Source organism: Sphingobium sp. R-21 (assembly GCF_049913335.1).
Classification (GTDB): domain Bacteria; phylum Pseudomonadota; class Alphaproteobacteria; order Sphingomonadales; family Sphingomonadaceae; genus Sphingobium.
In genome coordinates this window covers 2,038,073-2,057,932 of sequence record NZ_CP184374.1, presented here as the reverse complement: position 1 = coordinate 2,057,932, position 19,860 = coordinate 2,038,073, and the positions used below count along the sequence as shown (strand labels likewise).

The window sequence follows — 19,860 nt, the reverse complement described above, 5'->3', positions numbered from 1 at the left end:
ACCATGGTCCCGGCGATTGCCGAGGTCGAACGCCTGGTCGCCCGGGCGGCGGCAGCGGGCATCCCACCGACCGGCGAAAGCTGGCGTGAAGGATTGGAGGCGTTCCTCGCCGATCTGGCGCGTTCGCGCACGATGCGACCGGGCGCGCGCGAGGGGACGGAAGCCTTCCTGGTGGAGACGCTCAGAGCCCGGTTCGCGCTGGAAGCGTGGCACGCCGCGCATCCGGCGGCGGCCGCGACGCCAGTGACGCGCCCGTTGATCGTGCTGGGCATGCCACGCGCGGGCACGACCTTCCTGGTCAACCTGCTCAGCCTCGACCCGCAGCGGCGGATGCACTGGAACTGGGAGGGCAATCGCGAACTGCCCCCGGCCGAGGCCGCCCACCTGCACGATGATCCGCGCATCGCGGTGCGGGTGCGCGAGGTCGATGCGCGGATCGAAAGCGGTTTCCTGCCGCTCAACCATCATGTCGAGCGCGGCGACGAGCCCACCGAGTGTTTCTGGCAGATGCAGCAGGACTTCAAGTCGTTCTCGCTGCTGATCCATACCCAGGTGCCCGACTATTTCGAATGGTGGCTGCACCATGCCGACATGGCCGCCGCCTATGCCTGGCACTGCCGCTATCTCCAGGTACTGCAGAGCGCCGCACCGGGGGCTTGGACGCTCAAATTCCCCTCGCATGCGCTCGCCGTGGAAGAGATCATCGCCACATATCCCGATTCGCGGATCGTCTACACCCATCGAGACCCGATCAAGCCGCTCGGCTCGACCTGCAGCCTCAATGCCCATCCGCTGTCGATGACCAACAGCGATGTCGACCTGGCGATGGTCGGTTATCAGGTCTCCGGGATCCTCGCCACCAGCGCGCAGCGGATGATCGCCGCGCGCGACCGCCATCCGGACCATGCCTTTCACGACATTCACTACCGCGATTTCATCCGCGACCCGATGGCGACGATCCGCGCGCTCTATGCGTTCGAGGGGCTGGAGCTGAGCGACGTGGTGGCGCAGGCGATGGAAGCGGCGATCACCACCCACGAGGCGGCGCGTGGCCACGCCGGCGCCCATCTCTATGACCTTGCCGATTATGCGCTGACCGAAGCGACGGTCGATCGCCAGTTCGGCGACTATATCGCCCGCTTCGACATTGCTCTGGAAAGACGCTGATGCACCAGTGGTTCCCCGACTATCCGACGCGCGATGCGGACATCGTCGACTATCGTCCGTTCACCCTGGACGGTTGCCCCGTCCCGTTTCGCGGGCCCGCAATCGATCCGCAGGCCGCGCCGGAGCGGTCGTTCTTCACCTGTCTCGGCGCGGCGCAGACCTATGGCTGCTTCGTCGACCGTCCCTATCCCGACCTGCTATCCGATCGTCTTGGCCTCAGCGCCCTCAACCTCGCGGTGGGCGGCGCCGGGCCGGGATTCTATCTCCAATATCCCGCGCTGATCGCCGCGATGAACCGGGGCCGCTTCGTCGTCGTACAGGCGATGGCGGCGCGCCACGAGGCGAACAGCCGCTTTGCCGCCGACGGCTATGTCGAATATCTGCGTGACCGGGTGAGCGGTGACAGCATCGACACCGTTTCGGCGTGGAGCCGGGTGCTGGAGGAAACGCCCGGTGATGCGCCCCGCCTCGTGGCGGAAAGCCAGGCGAGCTGGCTGGAATCGATGCGGCGGCTGCGCGCTGCGATCACCGTGCCGGTGGTGTTCCTGTGGTTCTCGCAGCAAAAGCCGGCGGCGCTTGCCTGGCCTGAACTGCTCGCGGAAGTGGGCCGGCGACCAACTGTCGAGCTGGTCCACCGGATGTTCGGTGCGTTTCCGCAGCTGGTCGACGCGGCGATGGCCAAAGAGGCGGCGGCGATGTGCACCGCCGCGGTCAACTGCGTAAGCGAGCGGGGGGCCGGCGCGCCACTCATCAACCGCTGGACTGGCAAGCCGATCGATCCCGCCAATTATGAAAATCGCGGGGTCGAATATGTCGCGCTGGCCACCGGCCGCAACGATTACTACCCCTCGCCCGAGATGCACGAAGATGCAGCAACAGCGCTGCTCGGAGCCGTGAGGGGGTTGTGACCGCCTTGGGCACCGCGAAGGGCCCGAAATGGCGGCCACCGCTCGTTCGCGAAATTGAACAACCATCAAGCGCAACACCCCCAATATCATAGGAGCGGAAACATGAATGATAATGTCGTCGTCATTACGGGCGTTCGCGGACTGGGCCTTGCATGTGCCCGCCGTCTCGGCGTTGGCAAACAGCTTGTGCTCGCGGACAACAATCCTGAGGTTCTGGCCGACACGGTTCGGCAATTCGAGGACGATGGCTACAAGGTGCTGTCCGCGGTGGTCAACGTGGCCGACCCCGATTCCGTGAACGAGCTAGCCGCACTGGTAGCCAGAACCGGGCGGCTCGCAACCTTGATGCATACGGCGGGCGTCTCTCCCGGCATGGCGGACTGGGAGACGATCTTCAACGTGAACCTCGTCGGCACGATCCACGTATTGAATGCGTTCAAGCCGCTGGCCGTGGACGGCACGGTGGCGTTCGTCACCGCCAGCAACGCCGCCTATTACTCGCCGGTCCCGCTGGACGTGGAGGAAAAACTCGCGCTGGCCCCGATCGAGGACCTGAAGGCGGTGGTGCAGAGCGTGGCGGGCCACGACACAGGCATTGGCTCATACTGGCTTGCCAAGCGCTCCAACCAGCTTCGCGTGCAGGCGCAGGCCGCCGACTGGGGCGCCCGCGGCGCGCGGTTGCTCTCGATCAGCCCCGGCATCATTTCAACCGCGATGATCCGCCATGAACGCAAGCACGGAGCGCCGATCGACCAGACCATCGCCAGCCAGCCGATTGCGCGGTTGGGGAATGCCGAGGATATTGCCGCCGCCGTCTGTTGGCTTGCCGGTCCCGAGGCATCCTACATCACGGGCACGGACCTGCTCGTCGATGGCGGCATGCAGGCTTCGCTGCGCTGGTCGAAGCTGTCGACCGAATATCTGGAAAGCTTCAAGAAGGATACGAACTCGTAAGGCCCGGACCGCGTCGGGATCTTGCCGTGCGGATCATGGCTGTCTGCGGTGCTGCGGTGTTTGTCGCCCGGTATCGCGGGCTGCCGCGGCCCGATCCTTGTTATCCGCTGATCAGGCGTCGGCCAGGATCAGGTCCGACGCCTTTTCGCCGATCATGATCGCGGCGGCGTTGGTGTTGCTCTGGAGCGTCGTATCGATGGTCACACGCTGACCGCAGTCAGGCCGGAATCTCGCAGGCGGCCGATACGGACTGCGCGCTTTTTCCCATCAACTCACAGCCACGAAACGCGGCGGTCGCTTCGCCAGGAAAGCGGCGACTCCTTCCCGCCCTTCGGACGCCCCGGCAGACGCCGCAATCCAGGCGGCTTCGCGATCCAGCTGGGTGGGAAGGTCGGCGATGGCGGACCCCATCAGCAAGGCGCGACATCTGGCGAGTGCGCGGATCGGCCCCTTTGCCAGCGCCGATGCCACGGTCGATGCTTCGGCACGGAGCGCATCGTCGGCGACCACGCGTGTCACAAGGCCCATGCCTGCCGCTTCCTCCGCCCCGACCCGTCGATTGGTGAACAGCATCTCCTGCGCTCGCCGCATCCCGATCAGGCGCGGCAACCACCATGATGCGCCGCCATCCGGTGTCAGCCCGACAGCGCTATAGGCCGAAGTGAAATGCGCGGAGGCGGCTGAGAGCGCAATATCCCCCAATATCGCAAGGCTGAGCCCAGCGCCGGCGGCGGGGCCGTTGATAGCCGTGACGAGAGGTTTTTCCATCGTGGCCAGTCGATGGATGCCGGCATGGAAACTGCGTGCGAGGGCGCCGACCGCCGCTTCGGCATCCTCCCCGGCGGCGGAGAAGGCATCGATGTCGCCACCGACGCAAAAGAATTTGCCGCTTCCGGTGAGCACGACGCAGCGTATGTCCTGGTCCGCCGCGCATCGCTCCGCCAGTTCATGAAGGCGCAATGCGAATTCGGGATCGACCGAATTGCGCTTTTCGGGGCGCGCCAGCGTCAGCCAGGCGATGCCATCCTCGACAGTGAGCGTGATGGCCGGGCTGCTCATCGGGCGCCCGCCCTTTCCGCCTGCTGCCATGCAAGACGCATGAGTTCCGGGAGCACCGCAACGCGCTCGCGCGCCTGCGCGGACGAAGCGTTGCCGCGGATGACCCGGCCCTTGATGCCATGGAAGATGGCCGCGAGCCGAAAGAAGTTGAAGGCAATATAGAAGTCGTAACCCGGCATGTCCGCCAACCCCCTGCGCCGGCAATAGGTGGCGAGATAGGCCTCTTCATCGGCTATGCCGAGCGCAGTGGGGTCGCTCCCGCCGAGGCCGGCGACGATGTGCGGCGGCATGCGGTACATCATCGCGTGATAGGCGAAGTCGGCACCCGGATGGCCCAGCGTCGAGAGCTCCCAGTCCAGCACGGCCAGCACGCGCGGCTGCGTCGGGTGGAAGATCAGATTGTCGATGCGGAAATCGCCATGGACGATGCTCGTTTCCTCCCCCAGCGGGATGTGCGCGGGGAGCCATTCCACCAGCCGGTCCATGCAGGGATCGCGCCCCGCCTGCGCGTCCTCAAGATATTGGCGCGACCAGCGCGCAATCTGTCGTTCGAAATAATTTCCTGGCCGGCCATAGTCTGCAAGGCCGGCGGCCGCGTAATCGATGCTGTGGAGATCGGCGATCGTCGCGTTCATGGCGTCGAAGAGCGCTGCCCTTTCTGCGGGCGACATATCGGGAAGCGCGGCATCCCAGAAGATACGGCCCTCCACCATGTCCATGACGTAGAAGATCGTGCCGATGATGGCGGGATCGGTGCACAGGCCATGGACGGCGGCGACCGGGAAGCCCGCTCGCGACAGGCCAGCGAGCACCTTCGCCTCGCGGTCGAGCGCATGGGCACCCTTGAGCAAGGGGCCGGGTGGTTGCTTGCGCAGGACATAGGCCTTGCCCGGCGTGATCAGCTTGTAGGTCGGATTGGACTGCCCGCCCCTGAACTGCTCGATCCGGAGCGGCCCGCCATAATCGGCGACATTGGCGCGCATCCAGGCGTCCAGCGCGCCCAAATCCAGCTCATAGCCGGGACGGACGGTCGCCGTACCGCTATTGTCTTCGACCAGGGCGTTCATCGGGCGTCGCCATCCCTTGAAATGGGCGGGGGCAGCCATTGGCCGTTCAGCATGTCGGGCTTCGGTCCATAGGCGCGGATCACGACGAAAAATGGTCCCGCCGGTGCGGGAAGCCAGTTTCCACCAGATGATGCGGCGCGCTGGATGCGGATTTCGATCGACCCATCCTTCTGTACCTTCAGGCCCTTTGTCCGATCGCTCACCAGATAGCGGCGGAGCGGATTGGGGTGGAGGGCGAAGGTCTTCGCGTCGTAGAGGGTGACGGACCAGAAGCTGTTGACGGGCGGAGGCGTTTGCAGCCGGAGCATGTAGCGGGACGACGCGCCGTCCAGCGCAGCACCCTTGCCGTCCGCGAACGTCGTGTAGGACGCATTTTCCTCCCGCACATTCGCGCCGAGGCCTGCCATGTTGATGACGGAACGGCGCAGATAATTGAACCCGTAGACGCCCTTGTTGACCTTCATCCAGCCAGTGCCGGTGGGTTCGCCCAATTGCGACTTGGCGCGTGTGAGCATGGCCATCGCGTCCGAGTAACCGCTTTCGATTGCGGCTCGCGTGGCAGGGGTAAGCCTATCGGGATCGAACGGGCGGTCGCCCATTATGCCGAGCGGGCGGAAGCGCGACACGAGCGCTTCCTCGCCCGGCTGCCAGCCATTGGCCCGAAGCACATAGTCGAGCGCGCGGAGATAGCCGATAGCGCCAGCGGCGGGTGGTGGTGAGGATGTGTCGCCATGAGAGCTCACCGTCCCTTCCTCTTCCGGAGCGATGATCCGGACCGCATCCTGAAAAGCACGAGCAGTCCGGACCTCGGCGTCGGACTGGGCGAAGGCGCGCATGAGGATCCAGAGCTGGGTCGTGGCGGCCGGATAGACCGTGACCCCGGCGGGCGGGTTTCCGCGCCAGCCGCGCGGCACCAGCAGGAACCGGCCGCCTTTGATGCCGATGGTACGACTGCTGAGATTGCCGGGATTGCCGAAAATGTCGAAAATATTGAGCGTGAAATATTTGAGCTGCGTGGCCGGGATGTCGATTTCGACCGGGCCCTTGCTCAGGTCTACCCAGGCCGTGGAGTAAAGCGTGTCCGTATTGGGCACCTTGAAGGTTGCATAGTCCGGCCCCGCAAGGTTCCTCTCATGCGCAAAGCGGTTGAATCCGGTGTAATTGCTCGAACTTCGATCGAACGCCTGCCGATAGAGTTGCTCATAGTGCAGATAGGCAGCCATGCCATAGATGGTCGCGTCGAACGCGACGCTCCGAATCAGGGCGGCGCGATCCTTCTCGTCCCTGGGCAGCAGGTCCTCGCCATAACCGGCTTGCGAAGTAGCGGCCTCGGGCGCTGCGAAGTTCGCTGGCTGGGCATGTCCAGCGGTCGACAGGAGGAGCGGCAAGAGGGCCAGCATCGGCCGCATGGCCGGCATCCATCGTCCAGCGCTCATCCCTGCGCCGCCTTCCAGTCGCGCTTGATCTTCTTGGCCAGGCTCCATTTATGAACTTCGGTCGGACCGTCATAGATGCGGAAGGCGCGGATTTCCCGGAAGGCCTGCTCGACGATGGTGTCGCCGGACACGCCCGTCCCGCCCATCACCTGGACGCAGCGGTCGGCGACACGGAACAGCGCATCCGACACCGCGACCTTCGCCATGGAGCTTTCCGCCGTGCCGAGCGAACCTGTGTCGAGAACATCTGCGCACCAGTCGATCATGCGTTCGGCCTGTTTCAGGTCGATGAGGTTGTCCGCCAGCATGAAGCCGACGCCCTCATGATCGACCAGCGGCTTGCCGAAGGCGTGGCGGCGACAGGCATAATCGGTTGCGATTTCCTGTGCGCGCATTGCCAGGCCGAGCCAGCGCATGCAGTGGGACAGGCGGGCAGGGCTGAGGCGTATCTGCGCATAGGCGAAACCTTCTCCGCTCGCGCCCAGCATCTGGTCCGCTGGAACGCGCAGATCGACGATGTCGACCTCCGCGTGCCCGCCGGGCATGGAACTGTCGATCGTGTCGATCACGCGCACCGTCCGGATCGCGGGATCGGGCAGGTCGACCAGGAACATGCAGGCGCCGTCGTCCGACCCGGCCATGACGATGCCCACGCGCGCGCCTTCCGCCCCGGTGATGAACTTCTTGCGGCCGTTGATGATCCAATGGTCGCCGTCGCGACGGCAGGTCGTCTGCATCATCGACGGATCGGATCCCGCGCCGCCGGTTTCGGCAGGCTCTGTCATGAAGAAGGCGGAGCGCGCCTCGCCCCTCACCAGCGGATCGAGAAATCGGGCCTTCTGCGCGGCGCTGCCGACCTTCCCGAGCAGATACATGTTGCCCTCATCGGGAGCGGCGGTGTTGCAGGCGAGGGGGCCGAGCGGCGACAGCCCCGTCCTCATGAGGACGATGGCCGTCTCCCGCTGCGTCAGATGCGATCCGTCGTGCAGGACATGCGGGGTCAGCACGCCTGCCTCGCGTGCCTTTGCGCGCAGTTCCCAGACGAGCGCATCTTCCGGCCCATGGAAGCCGAGACGACTGTCCCTCTCGTAGGGAATGACCACGTTCCGGACGAAGGCTTCCACCTTCGACGCGATGGCAGTTGCCCGATCGGTCATTGCGCGGTGCTCCCCCCATCGATCACGAGTTCGGCCCCGGTCATGTAACGGGATTCATCGCTTGCCAGGAAAAGGATGCCATCCGCGATCTCCTCCGCCTGTCCGATGCGTCCGAGCGGGACATCCGCCAGCAGGGTCCGGGCGATTTCCGCATCGGCATAGGCAGGTGCGGTCAGCGGTGTCGCGATGTGACCGGGGTGGACGGAGTTCGCGCGCACGCCATTGCCGGCCGCGGCGCATTCAAGTGCGGTCGCCTTGGTGAACAAACGGACGCCGCCCTTGGCCGCGCTGTAGGATCCGGTGCCGGCGCCAGCCACGATGCCCCGGATGGAGGACATGTTGATGATCGCGCCACGGCCGGAGGCGGCGAGGAATGGCATCATATATTTTGTCCCCAGAAAGACACTGTCGAGATTGACGGCGATGATCGACCGCCACTGCGCCAGCGTCGTGTCCGCGATCGACGTGAACTTGCCGAACCCGGCATTGTTCACGAGGATGTCAAGCGTGCCGGACCGTGCTGCAACCCGATCTGCCAGCGCGGCCCATGCCTGCTCTTCGGTGACGTCCATGATGACGAACTCATGCCCGGCGCCCGGCAGCGATTCGCGTGCATTCGACAGCGCGTCGCCGTTGCGGTCCGCCAGTATGAGCGTCGCGCCCTCCGCCGCGAAGCGCCGGGCGGTGGCGAGCCCGATGCCCGAAGCAGCGCCGGTGATGAGCGCGATCCGCGCCTGAAGCCTGCTCACGCTCTTTGCCCTTCTGCGTCAGCCTTGCCCTTGCTGAGCGAAATCAGGCTGTCGAACACGGGATTTTCCCGGGCAAGGATGGCCTGCGTCCGCCGCGCGATCACCTGATCGTACCGCGCCGAGGTAAAGACATAAAACTGATCCTGGCGGATGCCCTCGAACGCCTGGGCGGCAACCTCCTCAGGCGACGGGGCATTCTGGAACAGATTGTCCGAAATCGACTGCAACTCCGTGGCTTCCGCCGGTTGGCCGTCGTTCGATCGCAAATGTGCGGGCCGGGATCGTTCAGCCTCGTAAATGCGGGTCGCGACCAGGCCGGGGCACAGCATCGTGACGCCGATCGGGGCGTTCCGCTCACGCAGACCGGCATAGAGCGCTTCAGTGATGCGGACGACGGCATGCTTTGACGCGCCATATACGGCGGAGCCTTCGCCGCTCACGAAGCCGGCCACGGACGCGGTATTGAGAATATGTCCCGGCCGTCCCTCCGCCAGCATCCTGGGCACGAAGCTGCGGATACCGTTGACCACGCCATCCATGTTGACGCCGAAGGCCCAGCGCCAGTCCTCCAGCGCATATTCCCAGACGTGCCGGTGGCGGCCGCCGGGGACGACGCCGGCATTGTTGCACAGCAGGGATACGTCGCCAAAGCGCGACCATGCAAGGTCGGCCAGAGCCTGCACCGCATCCGGATCGGCCACATCGGTTCTGTGCAGCGCGATCGCCGGACTTTCGATGGTGCCGGCCACCGCCTCCAGGTCGGCAAGATTGATGTCGGCGAGGACCAGGTTCATGCCCTCGCCTGCGGCGAGATGCGCGAGCGCCGCGCCGATGCCGCTGCCGGCCCCCGTGATGACGGCCGTCCTGCCCTTGAAGTCCTTCATCCAGGCATGCTCCTCTCGCATCGGCCGATCCGGGATCGATCCTTGTACAAGGGTGCGATTTAGTCGACCGTCCGGTCGGACGTCAACTCCTTATCAGAAGTTGACCGCGATCGCGAAGCGGCATAGCCATATTCAACCGACCGGACGGTCCATGCATTAACGGAGAGACGATGACTGACCTTCTGCCCCCGCTCGCCAGTCTTGGCCGCCTGCGTCGCGACGCACCGAAGACCATCGCGGGATTCCGCCGCTGGCGCATGATCATCGATTCGGACGGGGCGGTCCCGGCGCGGATCAAGAGGTTGTTCGTCGCCTGCGCCGCCACGATAAAGGGCTATCGGGAACTTGCGACGCGGGAACTGGCCGAGGCCCGGTCGGCCGGTCTCATCGAAGCGGAGGCCGGCGCGGCGGTCGCAATCCTCGCAAGCGTGCGTGGGGAGGGGGCGTCGCTGCGCTTCCATGATCTTTTCCGGGAGATCTATCCGGAAGCCGCCGATCCCGACTGGCCTGACGACGACATGGTCGTGGAAGATGGTGCCGCGGAGGCGAATTTCCTGCAATATTTCGGCGCCATGCCGCCTTCCCTGGGCAAGCTGTTCGAGGTCAAGCCCCTGGGCGCCGACGCCTATTATCTCATGCGCGAGGGGACCTTGTCGGGGACGGCGCTGGGGCCTGTATATGCGGAGCTGCTGCTCGTGACCGTCCTTGTCGCCGACTACAGCGCCTGGGCGTCGGTTCACGTCAAGGGTGCGCGAGCCGCCGGAGCCAGCGAGGAAGCCGTGGCCGAAGCGGTAATCTGCGCAGTGCCGACCGCGGGCCTGTCCGCCTGGGTCGTCGGCGCGACCGCCATGGACGCATAAGGGCCGCCTGTCGTCAAAGGCCGCTGACGAGATGCCCGCCATCCACCGCGATGACCGCGCCGGTCATGTAGCGCGACTGGTCGGAGCACAGCAGCAGGAGCGGCCCGTCCAGGTCATGCACCTGGCCGAGTCGCTTCTGCGGGATGCGCGAGATGAGGCGCTGACCTGCGTCGGATGCGAAAAAGTCGCGGTTGAGGTCGGTTTCGATATAGCCGGGTGCGAGCGCGTTGACCCGGATGTCGAGCGGCGCCCATTCCAGGGCGAGCGCCTTCGTCAACTGGATGAGGCCGGCCTTGCTGGCGGCATAGGCCGCCAGTCCCTTGGACACGCGCTCTCCCAGGATCGAGGCGACGTTGACGATCGTCCCGCCGCCATGCCGCATCATCCGCGCCGCCTGCTGGGCGACGAGGAAGGCACCGGTCAGATTGGGCTGGATCACCTGCGCCCATTCGGAGGCATCGAGGTCGAGCGCCGCACGGGTCTGGGCGACGCCTGCATTGTTGACGAGGATCGAGAGAGATCCCGCAAGTTCGCGCTCGATCTGCCGGAAGGCTGTCGCGACCGCTTCCGGATCGGTCACGTCCATGGCGACGGGGATGCATGTGCCGCCCTGCCCACCAATCTCATCGGCCAGCGCGGCGAGCGCGTCGAGTCGGCGCGCCGCTACCACGACTCTCGCCCCTTCGCGCGCCAGCAGGCGCGCGAAATGTCGGCCCAGGCCCGAACTTGCCCCGGTGACCAGCGCTGTCTTGCCTTCAACTTGCATAGTCCGCTCCCTCGCGCTTGCATTCTTGTCATCCAGCCCTATCCCTAGGGGGAACCGACCAGACGGTCGACTTACCTTTGTGAGAGGTAGGACGCAGACAGGGAACAGGGCCGGCAATGGCGCGACAAGCAGCAAAGAAACGGCAGACGACCGAGGCGCATGACGAAAAGCGCAACGAGATATTGAGACATTGCGCGACGCTGTTCGACCGGGTGGGATATCACAAAGCGTCGATGCAGATGCTGGCGGATGAGGTTGGCCTCGGCAAGCCGACGCTCTACCACTATTTCCCGAGCAAGAACGCCATCCTCTTCGCGATGCACGATGCCCATATGAGCGCCCTGCTCGCCGGCCTGGACGAGGAGGGGGGATCGGACGATCCGCTCGGGCGCCTGCGCGCGGCATGCATCGACATCCTGCGCCAGATTGCGGAGCATCCGGGTTATGTCCGGGCGTTCATGGACCATTATGAAGATCTGGAAGGCAAGATGCGCGACCATATCCGGGCGCAGCGCAATGCCTATCTGCAACGGGTGCGCGGCATCATCGAGCAGGGGATCGCGAACGGCCATTTCCGGCAATGCGACCCAGGGCTCACCACGCTCGGTTTCCTCGGCATGTGCAACTGGGCCTATAAATGGTATCCCCCCCTGGCAAAGCGCAGATCGCCCGAGGACGTCGCCGATGCGATCTGCCAACCCTTTTTCGAGGGGTTGAGCCTGAAGGGGCGCTGACCATGCCCGCTACCGACCATTCCTGCTCCATGCCCTCAACTGCCTTGATCGAAGCCGTCCGCTTTTCAGAGCCGGGAGGCATAGGAGCGTCGGCAGAGCGGCTGCGGGATGCGGTGATGGACCTTTGCGGGCTGCGCACGGCGGTCACGCATAATGTGGCCTCCCGTGAACCGATGCGCGATGGGAACGGCGCCGTGCTTGCCAGCGAGGTCTTTGGCTTTCGCGGCGAGGAGGCGCGGTGGTGGGAGGTGCCTCAGCTCGCCCTTTCCTCACCGATCGTTCACGCCTGCCGGGTGGAGGCGGAGCCGTTCTGGTGCAACGCGCATGGCTTTCGCACCCGCTTGCCCAACCCGCTGCTCGATGTGATCGACCTGCATGATTTCCGCATCCGGGCGATGACGGCGGCCGCGATCGTGGTGCCCATCCACCTGCCGTTCGGCCAGATCGGGGCGGCCAGTTTCCTCTCGCCAGAGCCAGAGGCCAACGACCTTTCCGATGCCTATTCCTGCGCCGCGGACGCGCTGGCCGTGCTGGCGCGGGCCTTCGTGCAAAGCTATGTCAAGGTGACGGCGCGGGCCCGTCCCGGCTTGGGCAGCATATCGCTGACCAAGCGCGAGGTGGAGTGTCTGCGTTGGGCGGCTGCTGGAAAGACGAATGAGGAAATCGGCATCATCCTCGGTCTGCAACGCACCACAGTGCGCTTCCACATCCGATCGGCTTCGGTGAAGCTGGACGCCGTGAACCGCGACCAGACGATGTTCAAGGCGGCACAGCTCGGCTTTCTTGGAATGATAAACTAGAGCGGGTTTCGATCTGATTGAATCAGATCGCCGCTCTGGTTTCCTTGTTTTCCGCGATTTCTTAACCAGCGATCGGTTGCGATCGCTTGGAAATCGCTCTAGCTCCTGTCGCATTGGTCAGAAGCCGACCGAATGGTCGGGCGCTATGTCTCTCCAAGGAGATATGCCGTGCCCGACACCCTGCCCGTTCCGATCGCCGATGACCTTGTCTGCTCCGACAGCGGCGGCATCGCGCTGCTCGCCTCCCGTGAGCGCGCGACCAGCCGGATCTGCTTCCCGGCGCGACCGGAAAGCGATGCGCGCTACGACCGCGTCGTGCTGCCGCGGACAGGCCGACTATGGTCGTGGACCGTTCAGCGCTTCCGCCCCAAGTCGCCGCCCTATGCTGGCCCGGACGCGTTCGAACCCTATGCGGTCGGCTATGTCGAGCTGGATGGGGCGCTGATCGTCGAAGGGCGTCTGGTCGATGCGGCGTTCGATGATCTGGAAATCGGCATGGCGATGCGGATCGTGCCGCTGCCCTTCCTGCTGGCGGACGGCTCGCTGCGCACCAGCTTTGGCTTCGCGCCGGACAGGGGCGCCGACATATGAGCGAAGACGTCTTCATCGTCGGTGCGGGAATTCATCCTTTCGGCCGTACGCCTGCCCTTTCGGGCCTTCAGCAGGGCGTCTTCGCCGTCCGCCAGGCGCTGGAACGGGCGGGGCTTGAATGGCGCGATGTTCAGTTCGCGTTCGGCGGATCGGATGCCGCCGGGAATGCGGATACCATGGTGTCGGAATTGGGGCTTACCGGCATTCCCTTCATCAACGTCGCCAATGGGTGCGCGACCGGCGGCTCGGCCATGTTCGGCGCCTACAGCACGATCAAGTCCGGCGAGTTCGACCTGGGCCTGGCCGTCGGTTTCGACAAGCATCCACGCGGCTCCTTCTCGCCCCTGCCGGCGGACTGGGGGCTGCCGGCCTGGTATGGCGAGACCGGGCTGATGCTGACCACCCAGTTCTTCGCCATGAAGATCCAGCGTTACATGAGCCTGCACGGCATCACGCCGCACACGCTGGGCGCGGTCGCGGAGAAGGCGTTCGCCAACGGCGTTCTCGCCGATCACGCCTGGCGGCGCGAAGCGGTCGATATCGATACAATCCTTCAATCCCAGATGGTCAGCGATCCGCTCACCAAATTCATGTTCTGCTCGCCGGGGGAGGGGGCGGTAGCGCTGTTGCTGGCGAGCGGCCGGAAAGCGCGCGAACTCGGCCTGCCGGCGGTACGGCTGCGGGCCGCAGCGGTCCGCACCCGCCCGACCGGTTCATTCGAGGTCTTCTCGCCAGCGCTTGATCTCGATCGTGGCGGCTCGCCAACCGGCCTCGCTTCCCAGGCAGCCTATGAAATGGCGGGCGTCGGTCCCGAGGACATCGACATAGCGCAACTCCAGGACACGGAGGTCGGGGCGGAGATCATGCACATGGCCGAAAACGGCTTCTGCGCGGATGGCGAGCAGACGGCGTGGATTGCCGAGGGACGCACGCGGATCGACGGCACCTTGCCGGTCAACACCGATGGCGGATGCCTTGCCTGCGGCGAGCCGATCGGGGCTTCGGGACTTCGCCAGGTCTATGAGAATTATGTCCAGTTGATCGGGCAGGCGGGCGCGCGACAGGTGCCGGGCAAGCTGCGCCTCGGCTACAGCCATGTCTATGGCGCGCCGGGCGTCTCTGCTGTCGCGATCGTGGAGCGCTGACGCCATGGACCTCGCGCTTAGCAGGGAGCAGCGCGCATTCCGTGAGGAGGTGCGCGATTTCCTGGCCTTGTCGCTCTCCCCCGCGCTGCGGCGCGGGGCCGCGCTGACATCCGGTGTCTTCGCCGAACCCGACATCGCGCGCGAATGGCAGGCGATCCTGGAGGCGAAGGGATGGCTCGTCTACCACTGGCCGCACCATGCGGGCGGGCCAGGATGGACGCCTGTCCAGCGCTGGATTTTCGAAAAGGAATGTGCGGAGGCAGGCGCTCCGATCCTGCCCGGCATGGGGCTGAAGCTGGTGGGGCCGGTGCTGTACACATTCGGCACCCAGGCGCAGAAGGACCATTATCTTCCGCGCCTGCGCACGGCCGAGCATATATGGGCGCAAGGCTTTTCGGAACCCGGCTCCGGCTCCGACCTTGCGAGCCTGCGCACCCGCGCCGTCCGCCATGGCGACCATTATATCGTGTCCGGCCACAAGATCTGGACGACGCAGGCCCAGTACGCCAACCGGCTGTTCGCGCTGGTCCGCACCGATGCCGAGGTGAAGCCGCAACAGGGCATCAGCTTTCTGCTGATCGACATGACCCTGCCGGGCGTGACGGTTAAGCCGATCCTCAGCGCATCGGGCGATCACGAGTTGAACGAGGTCTTCCTCGACGAGGTGCGGGTGCCGGTGTCGGAGCGCGTCGGCGAGGAAGGGCAGGGCTGGTCGATCGCCAAGTTTCTGCTGGAGAATGAACGGGGCGGGTCCAGCTTCGCGCCGGCGCTGCTGGCCGATCTTGCCCGTTTGCGGATGTCGGCGGGGCCGCTGACCGGCGAACTGGCGGACCGCGCCGTCCGGCTTCAACTGGAGGCCGAAGCGCTCGAGATGACGGAGCTGCGGACGCTCATCGAGATCGAGCAGGGCGCCGCGCCGGACCCGCGCAGCCTGATCACCAAGCTGCTGGCATCCGAAATCCGGCAGGGTGTGGAGGCGCTGGCAGTCGATGCCTTTGGCCTCGCCGGCCTGCAACTGCCCGTCGAGCGCCCCTTTTATGGCGACGATATGCCCGCTCCGATTGGTTCGGCGCAGGCGCAGGTCGCAGCGGCCCGCTATCTCAACGCTCGCGCCTGGTCGATCTTCGGCGGCACCAGCGAGATACAACTGACACTCATCGCGAAGGCCGCGCTCGGCCTTTAGACAAAGAAAGAAGGATGCATCATGCCTGAAGCCTATATCGTGTCCGCACGCCGCACCGCCGGCGGCCGCCGCAACGGCCGCCTCGCCGGCTGGCATCCCGCCGATCTGGGCGCCCTCGTGCTGGACGCGCTGGTCGCCGACGCGGGTGTCGATCCCGCCGCGATCGACGATGTGATCATCGGCTGCGTCAGCCAGGTGGGCGAGCAGACCTTCGCCTTTGGTCGCAACATCGTGCTCGCGTCCAGCCTGCCCGACAGCGTGCCGGCGGTGACGATCGACCGGCAGTGCGGCTCATCCCAGCAGGCGGTGCATTTCGCGGCGCAGGCGGTCATGTCGGGGCTTCAGGACCTCGTGATCGCGGGGGGCGTCGAAAGCATGACTCGCGTGCCGATGGGGTCTCCCATCACGCTGGCCCAGGCGGGCGGCATCGGGGCCAACCCATTTTCCGGGGCGATCCAGAAGCGCTACGGCATCGAGATGTTCAGCCAGTTTCACGGCGCGCAGATGATCGCCGACAAATATGGCTTCACCCGCGACGACCATGACCGGTTCGCGCTCGCCAGCCACCACAAGGCAGCAGCGGCGATGAATTCAGGCGCGTTCGATGCCGAGATCGTGCCGGTGCCCATCGTCACGGCGGAAGGAGAGCAGGGGATTCATGACCGCGACGAGGGGGTTCGGGCCGATGCGTCGATGGAATCGATCGGTTCGGTCAAGCTACTGAGCGAGGGCGGCACGCTTTCCGCGGCCACCGCCAGCCAGATCTGCGACGGCGCGAGCGGCGTGCTCGTTGCCTCCGAAGCGGCGGTCAGGGCGCATGGCCTGAAGCCTATCGCCCGCATCGTCAACCTGGCGGTAACGGCGGGCGATCCGGTCATCATGCTGGAAGAGCCGATTCCCGCGACCCGCCGGGTTCTCGATCGGGCCGGCATGGCCATGAAGGACATCGATCTGTTCGAGGTGAACGAAGCCTTCGCGTCGATCCCCATGGCATGGATGAAGGCGCTCGACGCCGATCCGGCAAGGCTGAACGTCAATGGCGGGGCCATTGCGCTCGGCCATCCGCTCGGCGCGACAGGCACGAAGCTGATGACGACGCTCATCCATGCGCTGAAGGCGCGGGGCCAGCGCTATGGTCTTCAGACCATGTGCGAGGGCGGTGGCATCGCCAACGCCTCGATCATCGAGGTGCTCTGAGCCATGAACCTCGCGCTCAGCGATGAGCAGGTGATGGTGCGCGACATGGTCCGCCGCTTCCTGGCGGACCGATATGACGCGACGACCATGGCGAAAGGGCCGATGTCTCCCGCCGACTGGCGCGCATTGGGGGAGCTCGGCCTTTTTGCCCTGCTGGCGCCGGAGCAGGCAGGCGGGCTGGGCGGCGGCGCGGTGGAGGTGATGATCATCTCCGAAGAGATGGGGCGCGCCCTTGCGATCACCCCGCTGGCCGAGGGCATCCTGCTGTGCGGACGAGCGATCCTTGCCGATCCCGCCACCGCGCGCTGGGGCGCCAGGCTGATGCAGGGGGATGTCCTGCTTGCATTTGCGCAGGGCGGCGCGCTTGTCGACGGAGGGCTCCGCGGATCGGCCGCCATTGTCCGGGACGGCATGGATGCCGACGCCTTCGTCGTGGAGACGAATGTAGGCGCGCTTTTGCTGGTGGACGCTAAGGATAGCGGCGTCCGCAGGACGCCGGTTCGTCTGGTCGACGGCAGCATGGCAGCCAATGTGCGTTTCGATGCCGCGCAGGCCGTGCCCCTCGCGGTTCCGGCGAGCATATGGGCGGAAGCTCAGGGCCTGGCCGGCCTGTCGATCGTCGCCGAACTGGTTGGCGCGATGGCGACCCTGCTGGACCTGACGGTCGATTATGTCAGACAGCGGCACCAGTTCGGCAAGCCGATTGCGAGCTTCCAGGTCGTGCAGCATCGCTGCGCGCGGATGTACACCTGGCTGGAGCAATCCCGCTCCCTGCTTTTGAAGGCGGCCATGGCCGAGGAGGAAGCGCGGGTCCGGGCTGTGACGGCGGCAAGGGCCTATATTGGCGACGCTGCCCTGAAACTCGCGGAAGACGCCGTGCAATTGCATGGCGGCATGGGTGTGACCGATGAACTCGCGGTGGGGCGTGGGCTGCGCCGCCTGTTGTTGCTGTCACGCCTCCATGGCGGCCCAATTGCCGCCCGTGCCGCGCTGGCAGCGTGAGGGGATCGGCGATGACCAGGAAGGGCAGGGTCGAAGACAAGGTCGTCCTCGTGACCGGCGCCGCGCACGGACTGGGCAAGGCCGATGCCGAAGCATTGGCGCGCGAGGGCGCGCGGGTAGTCGTCGCCGACATTGACGAGGCGGAAGCGCAGCGGGTCGCAGAGACGCTTCCGGCCGCAATGGCCTTGGGCCTGGACGTGACCTGCGAAGCGCAATGGCAGGCCGTCCTGGCGAAGATCATGCGCACCCATGGCCGCCTCGACGCGCTGGTCAACAATGCGGGCATCGCCGCCTTTGAAACGGTCGAGCAGTCGTCGCTGGAGGCGTTCCGCCGCGTAATGTCCGTTTCGGCGGAAGGGACGTTCCTGGGATGCAAGACCTGCCTGCCGGCACTGGCGGCCAGCGGCGCAGGATCGATCGTCAACATCGCGTCCGTGGCTGCGATCCGCGGCAATCCGGCGGTGTTCGCCTATAGCGCGGCCAAGGGTGCCGTGCTCTCCATGACGCGCAGCCTGATCGTTCATTGCCAGCAGCAGGGCCACCCCGTTCGCGCCAATGTCGTCCTGCCCGGCTCGCATGATACGCAGATGGTCCGTGAGGCCTATCATTTTGCCGCGCCCGAATTGCGCGACGCCGCCCGCAAATATGAAGGACAGCCGGAACATGTTGCCGACCTGGTCCTGTTCCTGGTGTCGGACGAATCGATCCGCTTGAACGGGGCGGAGATCGTGATCGACAATGGCCGGACAGTGGCCTGATGCCGGGCTGTTCCGCAGCCTGCTGAGCCAGGCGGGCCGGTAAAGCGCATCATCAGCCAGCGGTGCGAACGGGGTCATCAATGTTTCTTGAGATCGGACGCATAGAAGCGTGATGCCCATCCGATACTGCCTGCGCCGGCGAGCGAGAACAGCACCACGGCCGAAAGCGCGAAACGCAGCGATGTGTCGTGCATCCCGGCGCCTGCCAGCCGATCGCTGAGGAACCCGGTCACGGCCGGGCCCAGGCCCAGACCGAACAGGTTGAAGACGAGCAGGGTCACGGCAGAGGTCAGGGCCCGGATGCGGGGCGGGACGATCGACTGCGGGACGCCTATGATCGGGCCGTAATAGAAGAACATCAGCATGGTCGCGACGAAGCCGAACGCCAGCGATGCCGTCAGCGAGGGGGTCAGGAACTGGATCAGTGCCGCCGGCACCATCAGCAGCATCGCAACGGCGCTCACCCAGACGCGACCCGCCGGGTTGCGAGATCCCGCCGCGTCCGACAGGCGGCCACCCAGGTAGATCCCGATGCCGCCGCCCAGCCCGTTCATCAGCGCCAGCCAGGAGGCGACGTCCGCAAGCGGCATGTGATGGACGCGCATGTAGAAGGGCGCGGACCAGCTCATCATCGCATATTGGGCGAAGGCATGAAGCGTCGTGCCGATCAGCATGTAGCGATAGGTCCGCAACCGCCACAGGAAGCGCATGGCCTCGCCGAGGGGCGGCGCTTGTTCTGTTCGGGTCGAACCGCTCGATCCCGCACGCGCAGGTTCCCGCACGAGCAGCAGGACGAGTGGCGCCAGCGCCAGCCCTGCGACGCCTATCACCCCAAAGGCAAGGCGCCACCCCAGCGCGGAAGCGATCCAGCCGCCCGATGCATAGCCCAGCATGATCCCCGCCGGGAGCGCCAGCCCCCATAAAGCGAGCGCCGTGACCCGCTTTTCGGGCGGGTAATAGTCGGCGATGATGGAATGGGAAGCCGGCACGGAACCCGCTTCTCCCAACGCGACGCCGATGCGGAACGCGACCAGGGAGCCAAAGCCGGTCGCCAGTCCCGAGAGAGCCGTCATGCCGCTCCAGGTGGCGAGCGACGCGGCGATGATGTTGCGGCGATTGAAGCGGTCCGCCAGCCGCGCGATCGGAAGGGACAGCGTTGCGTAGAACAGTGCGAAGGCAAGGCCGGTGAGCAGTCCGAGCTGCCCGTCGCTCAACCCCAGTTCACGCTTGATCGGCTCCTGGAGCACCGACAGGACGGTGCGATCGATATAGTTGAACATCGACACCAGGCCCAGCATGACCAGCATCATGCGGCGCAACCCGGCCGCGGAGGTCGTCGGCGGGGCGGTAAGTCCGATGGGCTGGCTGGTCATGCGATTACCTCTTGAAAGGCGCCTGGATTGAAGGGAGGCCCGCCTTGGGCGAGCCTCCCTGGACTGTCGA

The 19,860-nt window shown here is 65.6% G+C and carries 20 protein-coding genes; 12 read left to right on the top strand and 8 right to left on the bottom strand.

The genetic code is table 11. The features are described 5' to 3' along the window. Nucleotides 1-3 precede the first annotated feature (3 nt). The 3 genes from ACN9MX_RS09875 to ACN9MX_RS09865 all read left to right on the top strand — a co-directional run bounded on the left by ACN9MX_RS09875 (nt 4) and on the right by ACN9MX_RS09865 (nt 3,029). Nucleotides 4-1,167: a sulfotransferase family protein gene (locus ACN9MX_RS09875; RefSeq protein WP_426387504.1), complete on the top strand. Its 1,164-nt coding sequence runs from the start codon at nt 4-6 to the stop codon at nt 1,165-1,167. Further along, on the top strand, nt 1,167-2,075 hold the full coding sequence (locus ACN9MX_RS09870; protein ID WP_426386818.1) for a DUF6473 family protein: 909 nt from the start codon (nt 1,167-1,169) through the stop codon (nt 2,073-2,075). The genes ACN9MX_RS09875 and ACN9MX_RS09870 overlap by 1 nt, the downstream gene beginning before the upstream one ends. A 102-nt stretch (nt 2,076-2,177) precedes the next feature. Beyond that, on the top strand, nt 2,178-3,029 hold the full coding sequence (locus ACN9MX_RS09865) for an SDR family oxidoreductase (protein WP_426386816.1): 852 nt from the start codon (nt 2,178-2,180) through the stop codon (nt 3,027-3,029). Nucleotides 3,030-3,296: 267 nt separating this feature from the next. Here ACN9MX_RS09865 and ACN9MX_RS09860 read toward each other — a convergent pair whose 3' ends face one another. The 6 genes from ACN9MX_RS09860 to ACN9MX_RS09835 are packed head-to-tail and all read right to left on the bottom strand — an operon-like array spanning nt 3,297 to nt 9,381. Further along, nucleotides 3,297-4,088, bottom strand: a complete 792-nt coding sequence (locus ACN9MX_RS09860; RefSeq protein ID WP_133653189.1) for an enoyl-CoA hydratase/isomerase family protein — start codon at nt 4,086-4,088, stop codon at nt 3,297-3,299. Next, nucleotides 4,085-5,155, bottom strand: a complete 1,071-nt coding sequence (locus tag ACN9MX_RS09855) for a phosphotransferase family protein (protein WP_426386814.1) — start codon at nt 5,153-5,155, stop codon at nt 4,085-4,087. Before ACN9MX_RS09855 ends, ACN9MX_RS09860 begins: the two co-directional genes overlap by 4 nt. Beyond that, nucleotides 5,152-6,591, bottom strand: a complete 1,440-nt coding sequence (locus ACN9MX_RS09850; RefSeq protein ID WP_426386813.1) for a DUF1254 domain-containing protein — start codon at nt 6,589-6,591, stop codon at nt 5,152-5,154. The genes ACN9MX_RS09855 and ACN9MX_RS09850 overlap by 4 nt, the downstream gene beginning before the upstream one ends. Then, nucleotides 6,588-7,748 carry an acyl-CoA dehydrogenase family protein gene (locus ACN9MX_RS09845; RefSeq protein ID WP_426386811.1) on the bottom strand — a complete coding sequence of 387 codons (1,161 nt, stop codon included), beginning with the start codon at nt 7,746-7,748 and terminating at the stop codon, nt 6,588-6,590. The genes ACN9MX_RS09850 and ACN9MX_RS09845 overlap by 4 nt, the downstream gene beginning before the upstream one ends. Next, complete coding sequence (locus ACN9MX_RS09840) at nt 7,745-8,497, bottom strand: SDR family NAD(P)-dependent oxidoreductase (RefSeq protein WP_363737855.1); 753 nt, start codon at nt 8,495-8,497, stop codon at nt 7,745-7,747. Before ACN9MX_RS09840 ends, ACN9MX_RS09845 begins: the two co-directional genes overlap by 4 nt. Beyond that, nucleotides 8,494-9,381 (bottom strand): SDR family NAD(P)-dependent oxidoreductase, encoded by an 888-nt coding sequence (locus ACN9MX_RS09835; protein WP_363737857.1) that lies wholly within the window; start codon nt 9,379-9,381, stop codon nt 8,494-8,496. Before ACN9MX_RS09835 ends, ACN9MX_RS09840 begins: the two co-directional genes overlap by 4 nt. Nucleotides 9,382-9,551: 170 nt before the next feature. Here ACN9MX_RS09835 and ACN9MX_RS09830 point away from each other — a divergent pair, with 170 nt between their 5' ends. After that, nucleotides 9,552-10,241: a carboxymuconolactone decarboxylase family protein gene (locus tag ACN9MX_RS09830; protein ID WP_426386810.1), complete on the top strand. Its 690-nt coding sequence runs from the start codon at nt 9,552-9,554 to the stop codon at nt 10,239-10,241. A 13-nt stretch (nt 10,242-10,254) separates the two neighbouring features. Here ACN9MX_RS09830 and ACN9MX_RS09825 read toward each other — a convergent pair whose 3' ends face one another. After that, on the bottom strand, nt 10,255-11,007 hold the full coding sequence (locus ACN9MX_RS09825; protein ID WP_426386808.1) for an SDR family NAD(P)-dependent oxidoreductase: 753 nt from the start codon (nt 11,005-11,007) through the stop codon (nt 10,255-10,257). 116 nt (nt 11,008-11,123) lie between these two features. On the opposite strand from ACN9MX_RS09825, the gene ACN9MX_RS09820 reads away from it, so the two are divergent. From ACN9MX_RS09820 to ACN9MX_RS09785, 8 genes are all read left to right on the top strand, one after another. Then, entirely contained in the window at nt 11,124-11,741 is a 618-nt protein-coding gene (locus ACN9MX_RS09820; RefSeq protein WP_133653197.1) for a TetR/AcrR family transcriptional regulator, read from the top strand. A 2-nt stretch (nt 11,742-11,743) separates the two neighbouring features. Further along, nucleotides 11,744-12,541, top strand: coding sequence for a helix-turn-helix transcriptional regulator (locus tag ACN9MX_RS09815; protein WP_363737863.1), 798 nt, complete (start codon nt 11,744-11,746; stop codon nt 12,539-12,541). Nucleotides 12,542-12,709: 168 nt separating this feature from the next. Then, entirely contained in the window at nt 12,710-13,132 is a 423-nt protein-coding gene (locus ACN9MX_RS09810) for a Zn-ribbon domain-containing OB-fold protein (protein ID WP_363737864.1), read from the top strand. Beyond that, entirely contained in the window at nt 13,129-14,277 is a 1,149-nt protein-coding gene (locus tag ACN9MX_RS09805) for a thiolase family protein (protein WP_426386806.1), read from the top strand. The genes ACN9MX_RS09810 and ACN9MX_RS09805 overlap by 4 nt, the downstream gene beginning before the upstream one ends. Before the next feature lie 4 nt (nt 14,278-14,281). Beyond that, complete coding sequence (locus ACN9MX_RS09800; RefSeq protein WP_426386804.1) at nt 14,282-15,460, top strand: acyl-CoA dehydrogenase family protein; 1,179 nt, start codon at nt 14,282-14,284, stop codon at nt 15,458-15,460. A 21-nt stretch (nt 15,461-15,481) separates the two neighbouring features. Further along, nucleotides 15,482-16,657 carry an acetyl-CoA C-acetyltransferase gene (locus ACN9MX_RS09795; RefSeq protein WP_363756138.1) on the top strand — a complete coding sequence of 392 codons (1,176 nt, stop codon included), beginning with the start codon at nt 15,482-15,484 and terminating at the stop codon, nt 16,655-16,657. Between the two features lie 3 nt (nt 16,658-16,660). Then, complete coding sequence (locus ACN9MX_RS09790) at nt 16,661-17,659, top strand: acyl-CoA dehydrogenase family protein (RefSeq protein ID WP_426386803.1); 999 nt, start codon at nt 16,661-16,663, stop codon at nt 17,657-17,659. An 11-nt stretch (nt 17,660-17,670) separates the two neighbouring features. Next, nucleotides 17,671-18,417 (top strand): SDR family oxidoreductase, encoded by a 747-nt coding sequence (locus ACN9MX_RS09785; protein ID WP_426386802.1) that lies wholly within the window; start codon nt 17,671-17,673, stop codon nt 18,415-18,417. 77 nt (nt 18,418-18,494) lie between these two features. Here the strand turns inward: ACN9MX_RS09785 and ACN9MX_RS09780 are convergent, their stop codons facing one another. Further along, nucleotides 18,495-19,790: a spinster family MFS transporter gene (locus tag ACN9MX_RS09780; protein ID WP_426386801.1), complete on the bottom strand. Its 1,296-nt coding sequence runs from the start codon at nt 19,788-19,790 to the stop codon at nt 18,495-18,497. Between the last annotated feature and the right edge of the window lie 70 nt (nt 19,791-19,860).